15 protein-coding genes are annotated in these 20,321 nt (G+C 49.4%); 3 read left to right on the top strand and 12 right to left on the bottom strand.

Features of this window, described 5'->3' with window-relative positions:
- Positions 1-5: 5 nt before the first annotated feature.
- The 9 genes from JNUCC32_RS02505 to JNUCC32_RS02465 form a co-directional block, all read right to left on the bottom strand.
- On the bottom strand, positions 6-890 hold the full coding sequence (locus tag JNUCC32_RS02505; protein WP_096776097.1) for a carbohydrate ABC transporter permease: 885 nt from the start codon (positions 888-890) through the stop codon (positions 6-8).
- Positions 891-910: 20 nt separating this feature from the next.
- Positions 911-1,810 (bottom strand): ABC transporter permease, encoded by a 900-nt coding sequence (locus JNUCC32_RS02500; RefSeq protein ID WP_096776098.1) that lies wholly within the window; start codon positions 1,808-1,810, stop codon positions 911-913.
- 85 nt (positions 1,811-1,895) lie between these two features.
- A complete protein-coding gene (locus JNUCC32_RS02495; protein WP_192570998.1) occupies positions 1,896-3,611 on the bottom strand; it encodes an extracellular solute-binding protein in 1,716 nt (571 codons plus the stop codon).
- Positions 3,612-3,720: 109 nt separating this feature from the next.
- Positions 3,721-5,355 carry a response regulator transcription factor gene (locus JNUCC32_RS02490; protein WP_192570997.1) on the bottom strand — a complete coding sequence of 545 codons (1,635 nt, stop codon included), beginning with the start codon at positions 5,353-5,355 and terminating at the stop codon, positions 3,721-3,723.
- On the bottom strand, positions 5,333-6,967 hold the full coding sequence (locus JNUCC32_RS02485) for a sensor histidine kinase (protein WP_192570996.1): 1,635 nt from the start codon (positions 6,965-6,967) through the stop codon (positions 5,333-5,335). The genes JNUCC32_RS02490 and JNUCC32_RS02485 overlap by 23 nt, the downstream gene beginning before the upstream one ends.
- A 274-nt stretch (positions 6,968-7,241) precedes the next feature.
- Entirely contained in the window at positions 7,242-8,003 is a 762-nt protein-coding gene (locus JNUCC32_RS02480) for a basic secretory protein-like protein (RefSeq protein WP_192570995.1), read from the bottom strand.
- Between the two features lie 417 nt (positions 8,004-8,420).
- Positions 8,421-9,323, bottom strand: coding sequence for a LysR family transcriptional regulator (locus JNUCC32_RS02475; RefSeq protein ID WP_009593611.1), 903 nt, complete (start codon positions 9,321-9,323; stop codon positions 8,421-8,423).
- A 44-nt stretch (positions 9,324-9,367) separates the two neighbouring features.
- Complete coding sequence (locus JNUCC32_RS02470; protein WP_192570994.1) at positions 9,368-10,474, bottom strand: HAMP domain-containing sensor histidine kinase; 1,107 nt, start codon at positions 10,472-10,474, stop codon at positions 9,368-9,370.
- Entirely contained in the window at positions 10,471-11,157 is a 687-nt protein-coding gene (locus JNUCC32_RS02465) for a response regulator (protein ID WP_096776104.1), read from the bottom strand. Before JNUCC32_RS02465 ends, JNUCC32_RS02470 begins: the two co-directional genes overlap by 4 nt.
- 146 nt (positions 11,158-11,303) lie before the next feature.
- Between JNUCC32_RS02465 and JNUCC32_RS02460 the strand changes: the two genes are divergently transcribed.
- Positions 11,304-13,418 carry a multicopper oxidase family protein gene (locus JNUCC32_RS02460; protein WP_228468863.1) on the top strand — a complete coding sequence of 705 codons (2,115 nt, stop codon included), beginning with the start codon at positions 11,304-11,306 and terminating at the stop codon, positions 13,416-13,418.
- A gap of 85 nt (positions 13,419-13,503) precedes the next feature.
- Here the strand turns inward: JNUCC32_RS02460 and JNUCC32_RS02455 are convergent, their stop codons facing one another.
- The 3 genes from JNUCC32_RS02455 to uvrA all read right to left on the bottom strand — a co-directional run bounded on the left by JNUCC32_RS02455 (position 13,504) and on the right by uvrA (position 18,285).
- Entirely contained in the window at positions 13,504-13,893 is a 390-nt protein-coding gene (locus JNUCC32_RS02455) for a tautomerase family protein (RefSeq protein WP_096776105.1), read from the bottom strand.
- A 97-nt stretch (positions 13,894-13,990) separates the two neighbouring features.
- Positions 13,991-15,754, bottom strand: coding sequence for an ABC transporter ATP-binding protein (locus JNUCC32_RS02450; protein ID WP_192570993.1), 1,764 nt, complete (start codon positions 15,752-15,754; stop codon positions 13,991-13,993).
- A 29-nt stretch (positions 15,755-15,783) separates the two neighbouring features.
- On the bottom strand, positions 15,784-18,285 hold the full coding sequence (gene uvrA / locus JNUCC32_RS02445; protein WP_192570992.1) for an excinuclease ABC subunit UvrA: 2,502 nt from the start codon (positions 18,283-18,285) through the stop codon (positions 15,784-15,786).
- A 232-nt stretch (positions 18,286-18,517) separates the two neighbouring features.
- Here uvrA and JNUCC32_RS02440 point away from each other — a divergent pair, with 232 nt between their 5' ends.
- Positions 18,518-19,141 carry a CGNR zinc finger domain-containing protein gene (locus JNUCC32_RS02440; RefSeq protein ID WP_192570991.1) on the top strand — a complete coding sequence of 208 codons (624 nt, stop codon included), beginning with the start codon at positions 18,518-18,520 and terminating at the stop codon, positions 19,139-19,141.
- A gap of 205 nt (positions 19,142-19,346) precedes the next feature.
- Positions 19,347-20,213 (top strand): alpha/beta fold hydrolase, encoded by an 867-nt coding sequence (locus JNUCC32_RS02435; RefSeq protein ID WP_192570990.1) that lies wholly within the window; start codon positions 19,347-19,349, stop codon positions 20,211-20,213.
- Positions 20,214-20,321 lie beyond the last annotated feature (108 nt).

Below are 20,321 nucleotides of genomic sequence, written 5' to 3'. Positions count from 1 at the left end.
CCTCCCTATTCCTTCACGCTTCCCATTACCAGGCCGGTCATGAAATATTTTTGCAAAAACGGATAGACAGCCATGATCGGCAATGCGCCTATAAAAATTTGCGCAGCACGTGTGGTCCGATCCGAAATCTCCGACAAGGTTTTCACATCCTCTGCGCGCATGTTAGCGAAATCCTGTTGAATGATAGCAGTCTGCAAATACGTGGCGAGTGGGTAATCGCTTGGCGAATTCACGAGCATGAGACCATCGAACCAGGAATTCCAGTGCCCGACGATTGTAAACAGCGAGACCGTCGCAATAGCAGGCATGGACAGCGGGAGATATATTTTCCACAGCGTTATCCAATGACTTCCTCCATCCATGAAGCTCGATTCCTCTAGCTCCTTGGGCAGTCCCCGAAAAAAATTGAGCAGCAGAATGACGTTAAACACGGTTACCGCCCCCGGAATGACTAGCGCCCAAATTGTATCCATTAAATGGGTGTATTTAATCGTCAAGTACCATGGAATTAAACCGCCGCTGAATAAGATCGTAATTACAAAATACCAGGCATAAAAGGTTCTCATCCGGAAATCCTTCGCTTCTTTGGAAAGCGCGTAACCCAGCGTTACGGTTAAAAACATACTGATACCAGTACCCAATATTACCCGCTGAATGGAAATCAGGAATGACCCCAGAAAATCTTTCTTCTTCAAAATAAATTCATATGATTTCAGTGAGAATTCGACCGGCCATAGCTTGACTAGCCCTGCCGCTGCAGCGCTGCTGGAGCTGAATGAGACGGCAATGACCTGGATGACTGGAAGGATGCAGAGCAGTGAGAGCGCGATCAAAAATATAAGATTGCAAATATTGAATAGGCTCCGGGTTACGGAGGCGTGTTGAATCATTGTGTTCCCCCCTATTCCAGTTAAAAAATTCGGTAATTCGCAAACCGGTACGCCAGCCAATAAGACACCGAGATCAGCAAAAAGGAAACGAACGATTTCAGTAATCCAATAGCGGTTGCCGGACCATATTGGGCATCTGAGACACCGATGCGGTAAATCAATGTATCCAGAATATCTCCACTTTCGTAGACTTGAGGACTGTATAAGTTAAACACTTGGTCGAAGCCCGCATTCAACACGTTGCCTAGGCTTAGCGTGGCCATTAGCACAACAATCGGGATCATCCCCGGCAGCGTAATATTGAGGGTTTGCTTCCAGCGGTTTGCGCCGTCTATGGTGGCCGCTTCATAAAGAGATGGATTAATGCTTGTCAGCGCCGCCAGGTATACGATTGTGTTGAAACCGAATTCTTTCCACGTATCCGTCAGCACGAGCGTGATGGGAAACCATCGGTTATCACCGAGGAAGTATATAGGTTGGATGCCGAACCATCCGAGAACTTGATTGACGATGCCGTGCTGTAGAGAGAGGACATCGATGAGGATGCCGGCAAGAATGACCCACGATAGGAAATAAGGAAAATAGATTAAAGTTTGAATGCTGCGCTTCACAATCGTCTTACGGATTTCATTCAACAGCAGAGCGATGATGATCGGTACGATATTGCCCATTATAATTTTCATCGTAGCAATGTAGACGGTATTCCAGATGATCCGGTATGTGTTCGGCATTTCCAGGACGTATTCCAGATTGGAAAGCCCTGTCCACTCCGAGCCCATAAAACCTTTGATCGGTTTGAAATCCTGAAATGCAATAATGTTCCCAAACATAGGAATATAGCAATAGATCAATACAATAACTAAGCTGGGAAATACCAGTATATGCAAAGGTAACTCGCGGCGCCATTTGCCCGTTTTCATCTGTCATCCCACCGTCCGGTTGTATAATAAAGATAAGGGAAGAGAAGTCGAGGATCATCTTTTCCCTTTCTTTTTTGGTCGTTTATTATTTGGAGGTTGAAGCCCACTCGTTTACTTCTTTCGTAATTTGGTCGCCGCCGGATTTTTTCCAGTTTTCCACGAATTTATCGAATTCGTCCAACGGTGCGCCAACGATAATCTTGGTGATCATTTCTTTCTCCAGATTTAAGAGCGTCAACCATTTCAGCGTCATCGTCTGCGTCTGTAGGCTAGAGCGATATTCATTGGTATACAACAGATCTTTCTCCTTGTAATAATTCAGAACGGCGAACGAGGAGTCTGTCGGACCTGCTTGCCGAACCGTCGACCACTTCGTCTGATCTCCGTTCTTGAACGCTTGATAAGCTTCGTAGTCCGCTTTTTGCTCACCGTTTAATGCTGACGGATCATTGGATGCTACAGCTTTTTTTAATGCCTCGTAACGTCCGGGAACATCCTTATCGGGTGGGAAGCCATAGACGAACGGCCACTTGAACGCTTCCAGCCGTTCGTTCGTGACCGGGTCCTTCGTCACGCTCCATTTGTCCCAATCGCCCGTTTTTCCGTAAAACTTCTCAAAGTTCGCGTTAAACATCTTGACTATAACTTCAGGATGCTTGAAATTTTTATTCACAACATAGTAGGTACCGATAGGGAAGCCTACGGTTGGCCGAGCCGGTTTATTATCGATAGAAGGGATCGGATAAGCTTTCCAATCCATATTCGGATTCAGCTTGCGCGCATCATCGAATGGATAGAAAGGATTGGAGTTCGCCCCGAATGTAATGCCTAATTTATTCTGTCCGAGCAGTTCCGCCTCCTTGGCCGCGTCCTTCGCTCCGAATTCCTTATCGATCAATCCGGATTTGTACAGCTCCTGCAGCTTCGCAAGGGCCGGCTTCATCTCCTTCTGGATGCCCCCGTATGTCAGTTGGCCGGCATCGTCCTTGATCCACATGCCGTTCGGATAAGCGTGATACCCGTTAAAGAAGCTCAGCAGATCGGCGAAGCTGTCATAGATGTTTTTGTTCGCGGCCAATCCGACTACGCCTTCGCCGCCATCGCCATTCGGATCCTTGGTAGCAAAGGCTTCCATGATGGCGAACAGATCCTGCATCGTTTTGGGCTCAGGCAGATTGAGCTTCTTCATCCAGTCCGAACGAATCCATAGTACATTGGCGTTGGTAATGTTTCCGTTAAACCCGGGAATCGCCAGAAGCTTTCCATTGATCGTAGCGGAATTCATCGCCATACCGCCATCCTGCTTGGCCACTTCCTTCAAGTAGGGGGATGCGTAATTCTCGAACACTTCTGTTAGATCGGCTAACTGTCCGTCCTCCGCCAGCTGCTTGAACTGCTTGGAGTTCACGGCCACAATATCCGGCAGCTCTCCGGAAGCGATCATGAGGTTCAACTTCTTATTGTATGCGCTTTCATTACCGCCAGAGCTGTCTGCAACCCAATCATAGATCAGGTTGATGCCGAACTCGTCCTTGTAAGTCCTTGTCCAGAGGTTATTGCCGATATCCTCTCCCTGCGGGAACTTATAGCTTCCGTTTATCCCGCGTACCGCATGGACATCAATAGGAGTCTCGTATTTCCCCAATGGACCACCAGCATCTACCGTCGTCTGTGTGTTCTTGCCGCCGGCAGGGGACGAACTGTTTGCTCCTTGATTGCCTGAATTGCTGCATCCCGTAGTTAGCAGGGCCGCACTCATGAAGCAAGCCATAGCCGTAGATACAACCTTTCGTCTGTTCAAACCAACTTCCCCCTCATCGTATAGTGTTGTATTACTCCCTTCCTCTGTATTATAGGAGGATGGTTTGTGCGCTATCTACTGACGCATCTCTACTTGTTGTGACCAATATTTACTTCTGCAGTTCGCGATATTCCTGCGGAGTCAGGCTAGTGATCGATTTAAAGAAACGGTAAAAGGATCGTTCGGACAAGAACCCGACACGTTCCGAAATATCGCTCATCCGAATGCCGGGATTTCTTAGTAGCTCCTTGGACTTCTGCAGCCTGACTTGTTTGATCGTCTCTGTAAGCGACTCCCCTGTATGATGCTTGTATAATCTCGATAAGTACGATGGGTTGAGCGATACAATATCGCTTAAACGAGTTAAGGAAAGGTCTTCGTTCAAACACTCGTGTATATATTTCTTAATCTTCGTGATGACGTCGTTCTCGGAGTTCGTATGTCCCTCAGATCGATGATTCATAATCAATTCCGCTAATTCTCGCAAATAATCAAACGCCGAGCGCCATGTCTTATGGGCTTGCATCTTCGTCAGCTTATCCAGGTCCATCTGTTCGGCTGCCAGTCGGAGGACAGAGCTGTAATTCAAAATGGACATGTAAATGACGACTAACGTATAGTACCACTCCGTTCTGGCTTTCTCGGTCTGCTCATCCTCTGCAGCAAGCAGCGCGGTTATCCCATCAAATGCAGCCAAGTAGGCTTCACGCCGTCCGGCTTCCAAATCATTTTTTAAATCGATCCACAAATGGGTCTGTAAGGGACTTTTTACAGATTCGAGTCGGCCGTGATCCGTACCATAGGCTTGGTCGGTCAATAATAGCTCTTGACCCAAGCCAAGCCCATATCCGAATAAGCGTTTAATCGCTATAAAGCGGAGAGGCAGTTCCTCCCACTCGCAAGGCTTGCTGGCTACTATAATGGAGAGTTTGATCTTGAGTAATTCCCTGCTCGTATGCTGGACTTGCTCCAATGTACCTTGGACTAACCTAAGGACTTGATCCCACGAATCTTCAGCATCCGATTTCGGTTGAATGAACCAAACCATGCGGAAGCGTTCGTAATCTGTGAAAGCGACACGCGTCGAAACACCTAGCAATTCTTCTGAAATATTTTGCACCGCATAAAGGATCAAGGCCCTGTCGAATGTGCTTAGACCCTCCTGCCATTCATCTACGCGGCCTACAACTAGAAGAACGGGTTTAGAAGAGTGGAGAGAAATGGACAGCTGAGTAAACTGATTGTGAAGGTTGCCGAGCGCATAAGATTCTCCTTGAAGGATATCGCGGAGGTATTCTTTCTGAATATAAGGCAGAGCCCGCTGCAGCAAAATCGTTGTTTTCTGAAGCGTGCTGTGCATGTCCATCTCTTCGTCCAGCTTCGCGATTGCTCTCTTGATGGATTTGATAATGGTTTCGTCGGTCTCCGTTTTAAGCACGTAATCGAACGATCCGTTTCGCATCGCTTCGTGGATATAGGTAAATTCGTTATAGCCTGTCAGGAAAATGATCTTGCAACGTGGCCAAAGCTCTATAATTTGCTGCTGCAGTTGGAGTCCGGTTAATCCAGGCATCTGAATATCAGACAGTACAATGTCAATCTTCCTTCGCTCGAGCCAGTCGATCGCCTCTAACACGTTGTAGGCACAATACACCTCCAGCTCCATGTCTGTTTGCTCTTGAAACAGATCGGCCATCCCGTCCACAATCACATCTTCGTCGTCAATGATCAACAATCGATACATTCGGCACCTCCCTGATCGGAATGCATATCTCGGTTCGCAACCCGCCAAGGGAGCTGCGCTTAACAAGGACGCCGGCATCGGTCCCAAACTTCAATTGCAGACGCCGATGCACATTGATTAATCCCGTCGTTTCCATATGTTCATTATGAGAATTCAGTTTGGCTTCAAGCATACTCAATTGCTCGTCAGTCAATTCTTCTCCGTTGTCCTCAACAGCAATACAAATCAGTTCCATCTTTACTTCAAAAGAAACGCGGATGATTCCGTCCGTAATCTTGTTCTGCAGTCCGTACTGGTAGGCGTTCTCCAGAAGAGGCTGTATGATAAGCCTTGGTACATTCAAAGAAGCATACGTGCACGGCTTACCGAAAAAATCGGTCCGCAGTCTCTTGCGGAAACGGACCATCTGGATTTCCGCATAGTTACGGGCGTGCAGCCACTCCGCTTCCAACGTTACCTCATCATCCGCATTTCTCGTAATATATTGAAAATAATTTCCCAGGTGTTCAACAAAGTTAATTGCGCTTTTATTGTCACCCGCAGCTATCATGCGCTTCAGGACAAAAAAGCTGTTGTATAAGAAGTGCGGGTTGATTTGGGACTGCAACTGCTTCAGCTCCGCGCGCTGGCTATGAATCTTTTGTTCGTACACTTCCTGAATCAACGTATTCAGTCGGCTGATCATAGCATTGAACTGCCGATACAGGTAACCGAATTCAAAGGCCGTCTTGTAGGGGATCGAAATGTCCATATTACCGCTCTCCACACGGCGAAAAGCGGATACGAGGGAACGCAGAGGCTTATGGATCATCCGATAAATCCAATAAGAGAAGAAGATGATTACTGCTATTGATAATACGGACAGCACTAACAGCATCACGAAATAATGACTAAGGGGATCGAGAATTTGTTTCTCGGGCACATACACGAGCAGGGTTGCATCCAGCATCTCGGATGGTTCGTACGTGACAAGGTAGAACCGATTGTCAATCTTGAGACGTTCGCTTCCCGCTTTATGATCGCCCGATTTATTCTCCCATTGTTTCTTCAAGGTTTGAATAAGCGCAGCCTCTCGGGCTTCTTGGGAGGAAGCGATATGCCAATCTTGCTCTCTCGCAAATAATACGGCCCCCCCTTCCGCTGTATTGGGGATTTGCTTAAGTACGTCTCTCAGGCTTTTTAAAGAAATCTCAACCTTAATGACCGATGTCGGCGCTTGCGCAGCGGCAAGTCCTAAGGGGAATAAGCTGCCCATGAAGAGACGGTCGTCCACCATGGTAAAAGGCGACAGTGTTTTATATTGCACAGAGCGAATTTCGCTTATTTCTTTAGCCGTCATGCCCGCCTCGTCATAGCCGCTCCCATGAATCGTAATTCCCATCGAGGGGATGTACAACTTCGAACTTGAAATATACTGGCTAGAATTATTCAAGAGAAAAAGCTTGCTCTCCAACCTATTCAACATATTAAACCGTTCAAAGGTGGGGATGTTCGGGTACAAATTGCTTAAAGTGGATAAGTCGCCGTCATTAATGAAATCCCGCATGGATTTGGTCACCCGGCTTAATTCGGCTTCATACGAGGATAGGTAGAAATGAACCCGGGATTGCATCGAATTCGTAATTTCCTGGCGGACGCTTGCCGCACCTGACATGTTGATGTATAGACTTAAGGTATACATTGGAATAATCGACAATAAAAAGGTTAATACCAAGTTGAGATAAATAGATGATTTCCGCAGCCGCACTTGTTTCCCTACCCCCATATCCCATGAAAGAAATAAAGCAACCGACGGAATACCGTAAGCTGCTTTATTAACCCATTATAAGTCTAACTGACACATCTCCCGCTTATTTCCCATTTTTGATTACTGACAGGTTCTTTCTTTACTCTGTTTTAATTTTATATTTGGTTTTCACATAAGGATTGAGAATGTATTCCGCCCACAAATCTTCAACCGATTGCCCTGTTATTTCTTCAAAATCATGAATATGGAAAGTATTCTGTTGCATTTGTTTGTTCAATATATCTACTACTTTATTATTCTTGTTTTGTTCGATCCATAACAAAAAGCGTGCAGTCTCTCCATAACCGCTATTATAATTATCCGTTTCTTTGGGTTCCCTAAATTTCCAACCTTCATGATGAGGACCGTATTCATATCGAATATAATCTGCTATTCCTTCTGTAATCCACCATGTCTGATCGTCATACCTTGGATACGATTGTACAATGTGAGTTAACTCATGTGTAAATAGCCCTAAATCCCATGGACGATCAAGGATCCATTTAGAGCTTACAACAATCATTCCAGCACCTGCATCAGCATATGCTACCCCATCGTACGTAGGATCAAATTTTAATATCACTTTTTGGGTTGCAGTTTTGGGGTCAGCAGCATACTTTGTTACTAATTTTGGATAGACATCAAAATATAGTTCAACAAATTCACGAATAATAGGATCGATTGCTGGATCATCCACCTCATTAATCACTTCTAGGATATATCCACGTTTTTCATATTGTCCCCCAGAATCAACAACATGAGATTTAATAACGCTTTCATTTTCATTTGCTAAAACATTTTGGGTGCTTAAAGGACTTAAAAGTATACCCACACAGATTACACTGCTCAACAGCCTTTTCATGAAATATCGCTCCTCCTACATCTATTATACAGATTTGATAGATAGAATATATGATTCTAGAAGACTCTATCTTTAAGCAGTATGACCTTTATTCAGCATGGAATCATGTTGATTTGCACAAAAAACGATTTCCCTCCTTTCCTTGTATGTTCATTTCTCATGACTCATCGATCACTTCGTTTCGACAATCCTATCATCCTGTAATAAAGCAACCAACGGATCCTGTAAGCTGCTTTATTACACAGATTATAAGTCTCACCGATACAATCCTCCACTGACTATTCTTGATTTTGTTATGACCAATTTTTACATGAACCGGCTGCCGATTCATGCAGCCGGCAGCCGGTTTTTACAAGCCTTTATCCCGATGATTCCTTTAACTATAGCCAGCTATAGTATGAAGCTATCCCATCAAAATCAGGTGGCAATCGCTTCATGCAGCGCCTCGACATAAGCCGCGGCAAGCTTGGACAGGGTCGCGTTTTTATGGCTGATCCATCCGACGTTGATCGTCTCATCGCAGGCGAGCGGAACCGGAATAATCTCGTTCCCGTTCAGGTCGGCGCTCAGCACCCCGGTCGAAATGGTATACCCGTTCAGACCGATCAGCAGATTGAACAGGGTTGCACGGTCATTGACCCGGATGCTTTTTTTGTGAGACAGCGTGCTGAGGATTTCCTCCGAGAAGTGGAACGAATTGTATTCCCCCTGCTCGAAGGATAAATACGGATAATTCTGAAGCTCGTCAATGGTCACGATCGACTGCTTGGCCAGCGGATTTTTGATGCTGATAAAAATATGCGGCCTCGCCGTAAACAAGCTGGTAAACTGAAGCCCTGCATCCTTCAGCAGCTTGTTGATCACCTTGGCATTGAATTCGTTCAGGTAGAGAATGCCGATCTCGCTGCGCAGGGTTTTGACGTCCTGGATGATTTCGTAGGTCTTCGTTTCTCTCAGCGCCAATTCGTACTCATCCTGCCCGTATTCCTGGACCAGCTTCACGAAGGCATTGACCGCAAAGGCGTAGTGCTGCGTGGATACCGAAAAATGCTGCGGGGAAGGCTTTGCGTTCAGATAACGCCCTTCCAGAAGCTCTGCCTGCTCCACCACCTGCCGCGCATAGCCGAGGAACTCCGCGCCTTCTTTGGACAAGGATATTCCTTTGTTCGTCCGCTCGAATATCGTAATGCGAAGCTCTTCCTCCAGATCCTTGATCGCGTTGGAAAGGCTGGGCTGGGAAATAAATAATCGTTTGGCCGCCTCGTTCATGGAACCACGGTTGGCAACTTCGATGGCGTACTTTAATTGTTGTAAGGTCAATGTGATTCCCCCTTTTTTATACTTTCAAGGATAACATTCGCACGTTAATTTTTACTGCTATCATGGCTCCAGGGAAGGATTACCGTAAATTCCGTCCCCTTGCCAAGCTCGCTTTGTACTTGGATGTATCCACCGTGAGCCGCTGCAATCTGTTTAGCAATCGAAAGCCCCAGACCAGAGCCTCCTGTCGACCTGCCTCTTCCGCTATCCACCCGGTAGAATCGGTCGAACACATGAGGAAGCGCATCAGCAGGTATGCCCGTGCCCGTGTCCGTTATGCTTATCGCAATCTGCCCGGACAGGTCCCTCGCATCGATTCGAACCGAAATGTTTCCACCTTCCGGCGTATGCCGCAGCGCATTGGTCAACAAGTTAAGTAATACCTGCTTCAGCCGTTTCGGATCGACCAGAACCCATGCCGAATCCCGATATTCAGGCCCCTTTAACGTAACCCCGCAAGCAACCGCCTCCGGCTGTAGGAGCTCCATGAGATTGCCCAATAGCAAGTTCAGATCGGTCTTCTCTTTATATAAGACTAACTCCCCCGCTTCCGCCGTATTCAGAAGATGAAGCTCATCCACCAAATGCACCAGACGCAGCACTTCGTCGTGAAGGGGAAGCAAAACTTCCGGCTTCACATCGGTTGGGGACTGCTGAATCAACTCCAGCTTGGATTGAACGATGGATAGCGGCGTCCTTAATTCATGCGCTATATCTTCGACAAGTCTTTTTCGAAGGTCCATGGCCTCTCGTAATTGGTGCGTCATGGAATTGAACGCCTCCCCAACCTGACCATACTCGTCCTTTCGCTTGATCGGCACTTCCGTTGTCAAGTCTCCATCGGCCACTTTTCGCATGACCGCGATCAGTTTATGGAGCGGATGAATGATTAGACCTGAAAGCCAGTAACCCAAAACGACCACAGCGCATGCAACAAACAACGTCACCATTAGAGCTTTCATCTTCATTTCGCCAAGCACATATTTACTTAATCCCTCGAGATGCTCCCCTCCGAGGCCACCCCCGCTTCCCTCGGGAGCATACCGGGCAAACAGGCTTCCCAAGTAGCCTTGCGTTGTGCCGATATACGCGGCCGTTACAAGCATAACCAGGACGCCCATCGCCATGAATATTTTGCCGCGCACCGTCATCTCGGCTCACCGAATCGATATCCAAACCCATACACCGTTTGAATGTATTTCATATGGTCAGGATCAGGCTCAAGCTTCTTGCGCAGTTTACTGACATGAGAGTCCAAGGTGCGTTCATAATTCATGAAATCATCATCCATAGCTGCCTTCATAAGCTGCAATCGACTGAACACAACCCCCGGCCTGTTGGCCAGCGTCAGCAAGATCTTGAACTCGGTCGGAGTCAGCGGGATGAGCTCCCCGTTTCGCGTAACCTGGCATTTGGTTTCCGATATCAACAGATCTCCGCGCTGCAAGGGCGACGCCTCAACCTGGATTGGAGCCGTTCGTCTGAGAACCGAGCGAATGCGGGAGGTCAGCTCCCGCAAACTGAAGGGTTTGGTTATGTAGTCATCCGCACCAAGCTCCAGGCCAATAATTTTGTCCGTTTCCTCTGATTTCGCCGTTACCATGATGATTCCACAAGCACTGGATTGCCTCAGCTCCTTGCACACTTCGATTCCGCTCTTTCCAGGCAGCATCCAATCCAGCACCACAAGCGCGGGTTGCTCTCTTCGGGCGCACTCAAGCGCATCTTGACCATTGGTTACGGCAAGAATCCGGAACCCTTCGCCCTCTAAATAAAGCTTCATCGTTTCCAGCATCGCCACTTCGTCTTCCACAAGCAACAGCGTCGTTTCCATTGCGATAACCTCTCACTTTTTAGAACCATTATAACCCGTTTCCAGCATAAGAAGTGATCCTACACAGAATGAAAAGATCATCTCCAACAGTTCTACACATTTGATCAGTACACTGAATGCAAAACAAATGTAAAGGGGCGTACACAATGGTGAGAAGCTGGCTAATGTTTGACTACGTATTAACGTTTCTAATTTTTTTTATATGGTGGATTGTCTATTACAGAGCAAAAAAGACATGCCTGCCGCAACCGAAGGAAGACCTGCTTAAGCATCTAAACAAACTTCGCTTCTGGTTGTGGCCCGCCAAAATCATGACAGGGCTTAAATTCGCTGCGGGTGCGGTGCTGTGGAATGCCGATTGGGCGTTTGTCGAAGACAAGGTGTTCATCCAGTGGCCGCTCTATGCGCTCTCGATTTCCGCCGTCTTTTTCTTCTCGCTGCCCGTATTAACGAGTCGCAAATTATCGGAGCTTCATGCAAAGTTAAACGACGGTTCAAGCGGATACCTGAACAACCGCATCCTTGCGGCGCCTTTTTCGGCAGCGTTCTACGCAGCAGCATGCTCCTGCTTATACATGTTGTTTCTCTCGCAATCTCCACTCCGATTCAGCAGTTTTATAACCGTCTGGATTGCATTCGGTATCCTGATGGGCATGGCGTGGGTTTCCTGCAGAAGACAATTCAAGGAATTGCAGCATTCATTGAACATGGATCACCGTGTAACCTACAAGCAGAGACTTATCCGATTCTCATGGAAGTGCCTGCTCGTCATTGCCATCACCTCCATAATGGTTTCCGCCGGCTTGATCTCGTCCCGGCTGCCGGACCGAATGAGCATGATGGACCATGGTCGTCATGACAGCAGCGGAAGCCCCGAGAACCATAGCCATCATGGAAGTCACGCGGAAGCATCGAGCATATCTGCAGAGAATATAGAATCGATCAGTGTAGCCAGCTTGCGCGGACCGCAGACCTCAAAGCCTGACCGCACATTCGAATTAAGCGCACAGAAAAAGCTGCTCACCTTGCCCTCAGGCGAAACCGAAGAGGTATGGGCTTTTAACGGCCTCGTACCCGGTCCGGAACTCCGTATTCAGGAAGGCGAGCTGGTCGAGGTTACCCTGGTCAATATCGATGTGGAGGATGGCGTTACGATCCATTGGCATGGACTAAATGTTCCGAACGGGGAAGATGGCGTGGCAGGATTAACGCAGAATGCCGTCATGCCAGGAGAACGGTTTATCTACCGGTTCATCGCGGAACAGACGGGCACATACTGGTATCATTCCCATCAGCAATCCTCGGTGCAGGTTGCCAAAGGGCTGTATGGCACGCTTGTCATCGAACCGGATGACGCTACCGTTTTGGAAGACGTCGATTTAACCGTGATGGCTCATCCGAAAGGAACGAGCAATGGAACAACGATCACCTTAGGAGCCACGGGAAAGCTCCAGCGGCAGACCGTAATGCCGGGCAAAACCGTGAGGTTAAGATTAATCAATGCACATAACATGCCTAAAATGTTTTATTTATCGGGAGCATCCTTTAAAGTAACCTCCATTGACGGCGTGGATCTCAACGGTCCCGAGTGGATACAAAATCAAAAGCTGCTGCTGGCTGCCGGCGGACGCTACGATATTTCCTTTGCCATGCCGGATCATGCGGTATCGTTGACGCATGCTGCCGATGCGATCAACGAACGGAGCGAAGCGATTGTTATGGCCGGCAATGATCGGGACCTGCCGCTTCCTGGCCGGGAGGGCCCGGTATTCAATCCGGCCAAGTACGGCACGCCGTCCTCGGTTCCTTTTGACGCCGATACCGTCTATGACCGTAACTTTACGCTTGTGCTCGACAACCGCGTGGGCTTCTATAACGGCACGATGACCAATGTGCAGACCATCAACGGTTATGTCTTTCCGAATACGCCGTCTCTCATGGTACGTGAAGGGGATATCGTAAAAATGAAGTTTGTGAATCGGGGTTTCATGGATCATCCGATGCATCTGCATGGTCACCATATTCTCGTCTTGAAGCGTAATGGAGAACCCATCGTAGGAAGTCCCTGGTGGACGGATACGCTGAATGTAGCGCCAGGCGAGACGTATGAAGCTGCGTTTGAAGCCGACAACCCGGGACTTTGGATGGATCACTGCCACAATTTGGACCATGCCGCGGCCGGGATGTCGATGCATCTCATGTATGAGGGGGTTTTCACGCCTTACGAAATCGGGAGTGCCACCGTAAATAAACACGAATGAACAAAAAACAAGCGCCGATCACCAGGCTTCCGGAGCCAGCGGTAATCGAGCGCTTGTTTGCAATTGTTATACTAGCTAAGCCTCTCTAAATATTCACCTTATACCCTAAAGCCAGTTCATCCCCGGGAAGCCCACGGATTCCCCAGTTGTGCTGCGGCGTTTCGAAAATCGTAATCTCCACGTCCTGGGAAGAAACATGCAGCGTATGCTGAATCCGCTCGAACAACAATCGAATCAGCTGTTTCTTAGCCTCCACCGTCCGGCCTTCAAATATGCTGATCTCGATCACCGTGTAACGATCCGTTCTCCCGTCAGGGAAGTAGAAATCCTCCCGACTCATGGGAAAAAAACGATGAAATTTCTTATCCGCCGGAAGTTCAAATGCGTCTACCACGCACGAATGTATCACTTCCGACAGCTGCTCCTTCACCGGGTTCAGCCGCTCCCGGACGCCGTAAATTTTGATCTGTGCCATGCTCTGCTCATCTCCTCTAATCTCATCTAAACTAAAGGCTATGTCACCTTGTCGTTATATTCGTTTCAGGCAGTAAATAATCCTTCCTGCCCCGTCCCTATTCCCCCGTCTGGAACTGCTTCTTTGCCCACTCGACATAGGACGGATGGCTTCGGATCAATTCTTCATGCGTGCCGCTTCCCGTAATATGACCCTTCTCAAGCACAATAATCTGGTCCGCCTCGACGACGGTCGATAACCGATGGGCAATGACCACGGTCGTTCGTTCCACCATCAGATTGTTCAGCGCCTTCTGCACTTCGTGCTCGGAGTCGCTGTCCAGGCTTGCCGTCGCTTCATCCAGCAGCAGGATGTCCGGCTTCCGCAGCAAAGCCCTTGCAATCGCCACCCGTTGGCGCTGACCTCCGGATAACTGGATGCCCCGCTCGCCAACCTCCGTGTCGTACCCTCTCGGCAAGGCCTCGATAAACCCTTCCGCGTACGCGAGCCGCGCTGCTTCCGCAACCTCCTCGTCGGAGACCGTCTCCTCTCGCCCATAGACGATATTGTCCCGAATCGTTCCGGTCATGAGCGGGCTGTCCTGGGACACATATCCGAGCTTTCGCCGCCAGGACTCCAGCGTATAATCGCGGATTGCTTCCGAACCGAAGCAAATCTCCCCGCCGGATGGCCCATAGAAACGCTCGATCAAGGAAAAAACCGTGGTTTTGCCGCTGCCGCTGGGCCCGACCAGGGCAGTGACCTTCTTGGCTGGAATGGAAAAGGTTACGTCGGACAGAATGGTTTCACCTTCATGGTAAGCAAACGTAACCTTTTTGAATTCAACGTCCCGATGACCTTCCGGTGCCGGCCGCACCGCACGATGATCGCTCTCCTGTTCGAATTCAAGGATAAGCCGCAATCTCTCGGTTGCCGCCATCACCTTCTGGAGCTGGGAGTAAAACGTGGCGAACTGGCTGAAAGGAAACATGATTTGGAAGAGCAGCAGGATAAACGATACCAGCTCGCCGGCGCTGAGCGCACCGGAAGAAACGCGAACGCCGCCGTATCCGATGATGACCACCAGCAGAACGACCATGACCATCGACATCAACGGAATCAGAACCGAGTTAATCTTGGCTTCCTTCATGCCGAAACGGTACAGGCTGTCCATATCCTCATACCCGCTTTTCTCCTCCCTCCGCTCTGCATTGGAGGCTTTCACCAGCCTGATCTCGCCGATCACCTGGGTCAGCATGGCGGACAGCTGGGCCAGCTGTCCATACATGCTGATGGAGATTTTGTACATTTTTCCGCCGATGGGCATCAAAATGCCGAACCCGACCGGAACGGCAATCAGGATGATGAGGGTCATCCGCCAATCCAGGTAAAACAGGATCGCAACAGCCCCCAAAACGGTCAGCAGATTCGAGCAAAAAGCGATCAGATGATCCGTGATCAGCGTCTTTACTTCATTCGTATCGTTGGTTACACGGCTCATCGTCTCGGCCGAGCGATGCTTGTCGAAGAACGGAACCGGCAGGGCCAGCACCTTCGTCCAGAGCCGTTTCCGAATTTTGTTCACCGTCTGGTTCCCGACATAGGCAAGCATATAATACGAAAGACCGCTGGCCACGGCTTCCAGCAGGAAGAGGACGGCCAGAAAGCCGACCATGCGAATATTAAACGCATCTGCGGCGAAATTATCGATGAGCTGGCCGGTGATGAGCGGGACGATAAGTCCCGTCACCGCCCCGACCAAACTTAATACGATCGCCAGAAAGAGCACCAGCTTCGGAATGCCCGAAGAACGCAGAAGCTTGATAAAATATCGAACCGTGGTTTTTGTTACCTTGCCTTTCTCATCTACGGTTTGCTCCATTCCAACTTCCTCCCTTCTCGTTCAACCCGTCACATATAGATTTCTTTGATAAAGCGGCCGGTAAACGAGGCTTCCACTGCAGCCACTTCTTCGGGTGTTCCTGTCGCCACCAGCGATCCGCCGGCTGCTCCCCCGCCAGGCCCGATATCGATGATCCAATCGGAATTCCAGATCAGGTCCAGATTGTGCTCAACCAAAATCACGGTGTTCCCCGCATCCACCAAACGGTTTAACAGGACGAGAAGCTGCCGGACATCGCCCGGGTGAAGTCCGGTCGAGGGTTCGTCCAGCAAATAGAGCGTGTGGTTTTTCGTTTTTTTACTCAGTTCCTTTGCTAATTTGATCCGCTGTCCCTCGCCGCCCGACAGGGTGCTCACCGATTGTCCCCACTTCAAATATCCAAGTCCGACATCGCAGAGCAGCCGGGTCAATTCCATGATCTTTGGCTTCACTTCCAGCAGGGCAAGACTTTCCTCAATCGTCATATCCAGAATATCGGAAATGGTGTAACCGTTAAAAGTCACCCGGAGAACCTCTTCCTTGAAGCGCTTGCCCTTGCAGTCCGGGCAGCGTACTTCCAGCTCCGGCAGAAAGTGCATATGCACGGACACGACGCCAAGGCCTTGGCATGTCTCACAGCGCCCGCCTTGCGTATTAAAAGAGAAGTGCTTGGCCGTCAGTTGATTCTGTTTAGCTTCCGGCAAGCTGGCGTACCAGTTTCTGATATGAGTGTAAACATCCGTATAGGTAGCAATGTTAGAGCGCTGCATTCGGGATACCGGCGATTGGTTAACCTTGATCGGCTGTCCCACCGATTCCCAGCCCGTGATGGCTTTGCAGCCGATTGGAGTTGATTGATCGCTTCCGGATTCCGCCAGAAGATCAAATAAAAGCGTGGATTTACCAGAACCCGATACGCCTGTCACCGATATGAGACAGCCTAGCGGGAAAGAGGTCGTAATATGTTTCAGATTTCTCAGATGTGCATCCTCGATCGTCAGCAGGCTGCCGTTTCCGGTCCTCCGCCGACTCGGAGCCGCCAGCATCGTGGGATCCCGGAAATACGATCCGGTCACGGACTCGGGATTCCCTATCAATTCCTCCAGCGTTCCTTGACCGACGACCGTGCCGCCCATCGTTCCCGCACCCGGTCCGATATCAATGATATGATCGGCGGCCCGCATCACTTCTTCGTCATGCTCGATGACAAGCACCGTGTTGCCGAGATCCCTCAGTTGCTTCAGAACCTGGATAAGTCCCCTGGTATCTTTGGGATGCAGACCCGTCGTCGGTTCGTCCAAAATGTACAGCACGCCCGTGAGGCCGGAGCCCAGAATCGATGCGAGCCGAAGCCTCTGAGCTTCCCCGCCCGACATCGTGACGACCTGCCTCTCCATCGACATGTAACCTAGCCCGACATCCATGATGCGCTTTAGTCTCACGACGGAATCATAAATGAGCGGTTCCACGATCGTTAATTGGTCCGCCGTCAGCTTCTTCAGCAGCGCCTCCATCCAATTCAGCGCTTCCCCGATCGACCATGCGTTAACTTCGTTAATGGAGACGCCGTCAATCCGGACGCGGCGGCTGTCCTCCTTCAGCTTCGTTCCGCGGCAATCCGGGCAGACATGCTCATGAAACAGGGACGCTTCCCCGGACTCGCTCCCCTTCTCCCGGTACCTTCTCCATATTCCGGTGACTACGCCCTCGTACTTGCCTTGTCCTACGGACTTCGGCGGCTTCACGTCAGGAAAGTGCCGGCTGAACGGCTCACTCTCCACGCCATAATACAGGAGATCGCGCTGAACGTCGCCATAATCCCGAAGCGGCATAAACTCATCGAACACAAACCCGTAATACTTGGCTGCTGCTTTCAGAATGCTGATGTTATAATCGGTAAGAGCGCTGTACCATATTGCCACCCCGCCGTCTCTTAGGCTCAAATCAAGCTGGAACACGGCTTCCATGTTCAGGCTGACCGTTTGGCCGAGTCCGCTGCACGTTTCGCATGCGCCTTCCGGCTTGTTAAAGGAAAAATGCGACATCGTCAATTTGTCGAGACCATGACCGCATCGCCTACAATGAACCGTCTCGTGGGAATCGCTGATTTCTTCCTCGTCAGAAGGACCGTGATAGGCTTCTCCGTCCACACTTGGTATCACCTTGTCGCCGCAGGAAGGACAGCTTCGTTCCCCCAGCTTGGCAAACAGAATCCGGAGCAGCGTATAGATATCCGTCACCGTTCCGATGGTGGATCTCGGGTTCCGGTTCGTAATGTGCTGACCCACGCTGATCGACGGGGAGAGCCCTTCAATCGAATCCACCTTCGGCTTGCTGACCGTGTCCGACACCATGCCCATGGATTCCATGTACTGCCGCTGACATTCCCGCTGCAGCGTATCCATGGCCAGCGTGGACTTGCCCGAGCCGGACGGACCTGTCATGACGACCAGTTTGTATTTGGGAATCTCAAGCGAAACATTTTTCAGATTGTTCTCCCTGGCACCGCGAATCTTAATCGTTCCTTCCATCTTCCCTACCTCCTTCATTTTACAAACCCATCTTACAACATTGATGCAAGTACAAAATTTCAAACCTGCGAAGGTTGCTCCACCACTGTTTTCAACGGCGAAAGCCGTCACGGAGCTTTAAGGTTTATGTACAATGTTTGAAGCCCTGTTGGTTGTCTGTGCACCGCAATTGACTTTATAATAGGCTATGAATATCTACGCTACGTATCGTGTTTTCTGAGGAGAGGTACCCATGCCGAAAAAAATCGCACCCGAATTTTATTTTATTGGCAACCATCCCGTGCTGGATTTCGTGAATACCAAGATCGCTGTCAACGCTCAGCCGCTGGATTTGCTGGATACTTTCGATTCTTTAATGGATTGGATGGTGAAGGCGAACCTGCTGTCGGAGGCGGAACGCAACCTGCGCAAGGCGGTATATAACGGCAACGAGGAGGAAGCCCGGATCGTGGAGTCCGCCAGATTGCTCCGCGACCACATCTTTCACCTGATTCAGCCGGGCAGTGCGAACGAGAGTTCAACCGAAGCAAGCCTGCAGTTCATCAACGGGCTGCTGAAGGAGCAAATCATGCGCACCGTGCTCGTGGCCGAAGGCAGCGCGTACAGCCGCAAAAGCCGGATGCTTTTTCGGAAGCCGCTGGACCTGCTGAGCCCGATCGCCGCATCTGCCGTTGATTTTTTAACTACCCATGACTTGAAGCTGGTGAAAAAATGCGAAAATCCGGCGTGCGTGCTTCGCTTTTACGACAATAGCAAAAACGGCACAAGGCGCTGGTGCAGCCCCAAAACATGCGGAAACCGCATGAAGGTCGCTGCTTATCTGGAGCGTCAGAAACAACAAACGAAGGAATCTTAGATAAACCGTCTAAGATTCCTTTTTTAATACCCAAAATAAAACTTTACAGGTTAATATTCGGGATATATAATACCCTTAAATTAGTTATGATGGTTAATAAGAAGGGAGGGGAAGTGTTCTACAAATAAATGACGACCAGTCAAAAGGATCTACATAGCAATCGCTTCATAAAAAAATCGCAGGTATTCAAGGAGGCGTTTATCCAATGGAACATAAAATCCAGTATCATACGGCTAAAATCAACGGTTTGGACATTTTTTACCGTGAAGCAGGAGCTCCCGGCTCGCCTGTCGTATTACTGCTGCATGGTTTCCCGACTTCCAGCCATATGTATCGTCAATTGATTCCGTCCCTTGCCGATCGGTATCATGTGATCGCACCTGATTATCCGGGATTTGGTTACAGCAGCGCGCCAGACCATGATCAGTTCCGGTACAGCTTTGACCATTTCAGTCAGCTCATCGAAGAATTGCTGGCACAATTAAATATCCAGACCTTCTATATGTACTTGATGGACTATGGTGCACCCGTCGGGTTCCGGATCGCGTCGCGACATCCCGAGCGGATCCGAGGCCTGATCATTCAGAACGGGAACGCCTACGATGAGGGACTCGAAGAATTCTGGAATCCCATTAAAGCTTACTGGGAAGATCCGGCAAACCCGGATAAACGCGAGGCTCTGCGCTGGCTTACCAGCATCGAGGCAACGAAGTGGCAGTATACGCATGGTCTCGATGACGCCTCCCTCATCAGCCCGGACACCTATACCTTGGATCAAGCGCTGCTCGACCGTCCCGGCAATCAGGAAATTCAACTGGATTTGTTCCTGGATTACGGATCGAATCCTCCCTTGTATCCGGCTTGGCAGCAATATTTCCGCAATGCTCAGCCGCCAACCCTGATTGTGTGGGGGCAAGGCGACCACATCTTCCCTGAGAACGGAGCCCATCCGTATCAGCGTGATTTGCCTCATGCCGAGCTGCATCTTCTAAAGGGTGCCGGTCATTTTGCATTGGAATCCCATGGACCGGAAATCGTTCAATACATTCGGGCATTTTTGGAACGGCAATGATTCTGAGCATGATTCACACCCAAGGTGACAGGTTATTTTTTCATCCGTCTTTTCTCGGAAACGCACTTCATGATACAATCCCCCAATAAGTAAGGATTCAGGCAGATC

It is taken from the genome of Paenibacillus sp. JNUCC32 (assembly GCF_014863545.1).
Classification (GTDB): domain Bacteria; phylum Bacillota; class Bacilli; order Paenibacillales; family Paenibacillaceae; genus Paenibacillus_AQ; species Paenibacillus_AQ lautus_A.
The sequence above is the reverse complement of the archived record's forward strand: the minus strand, read 5'-3'. Positions and strand labels throughout refer to the sequence as shown.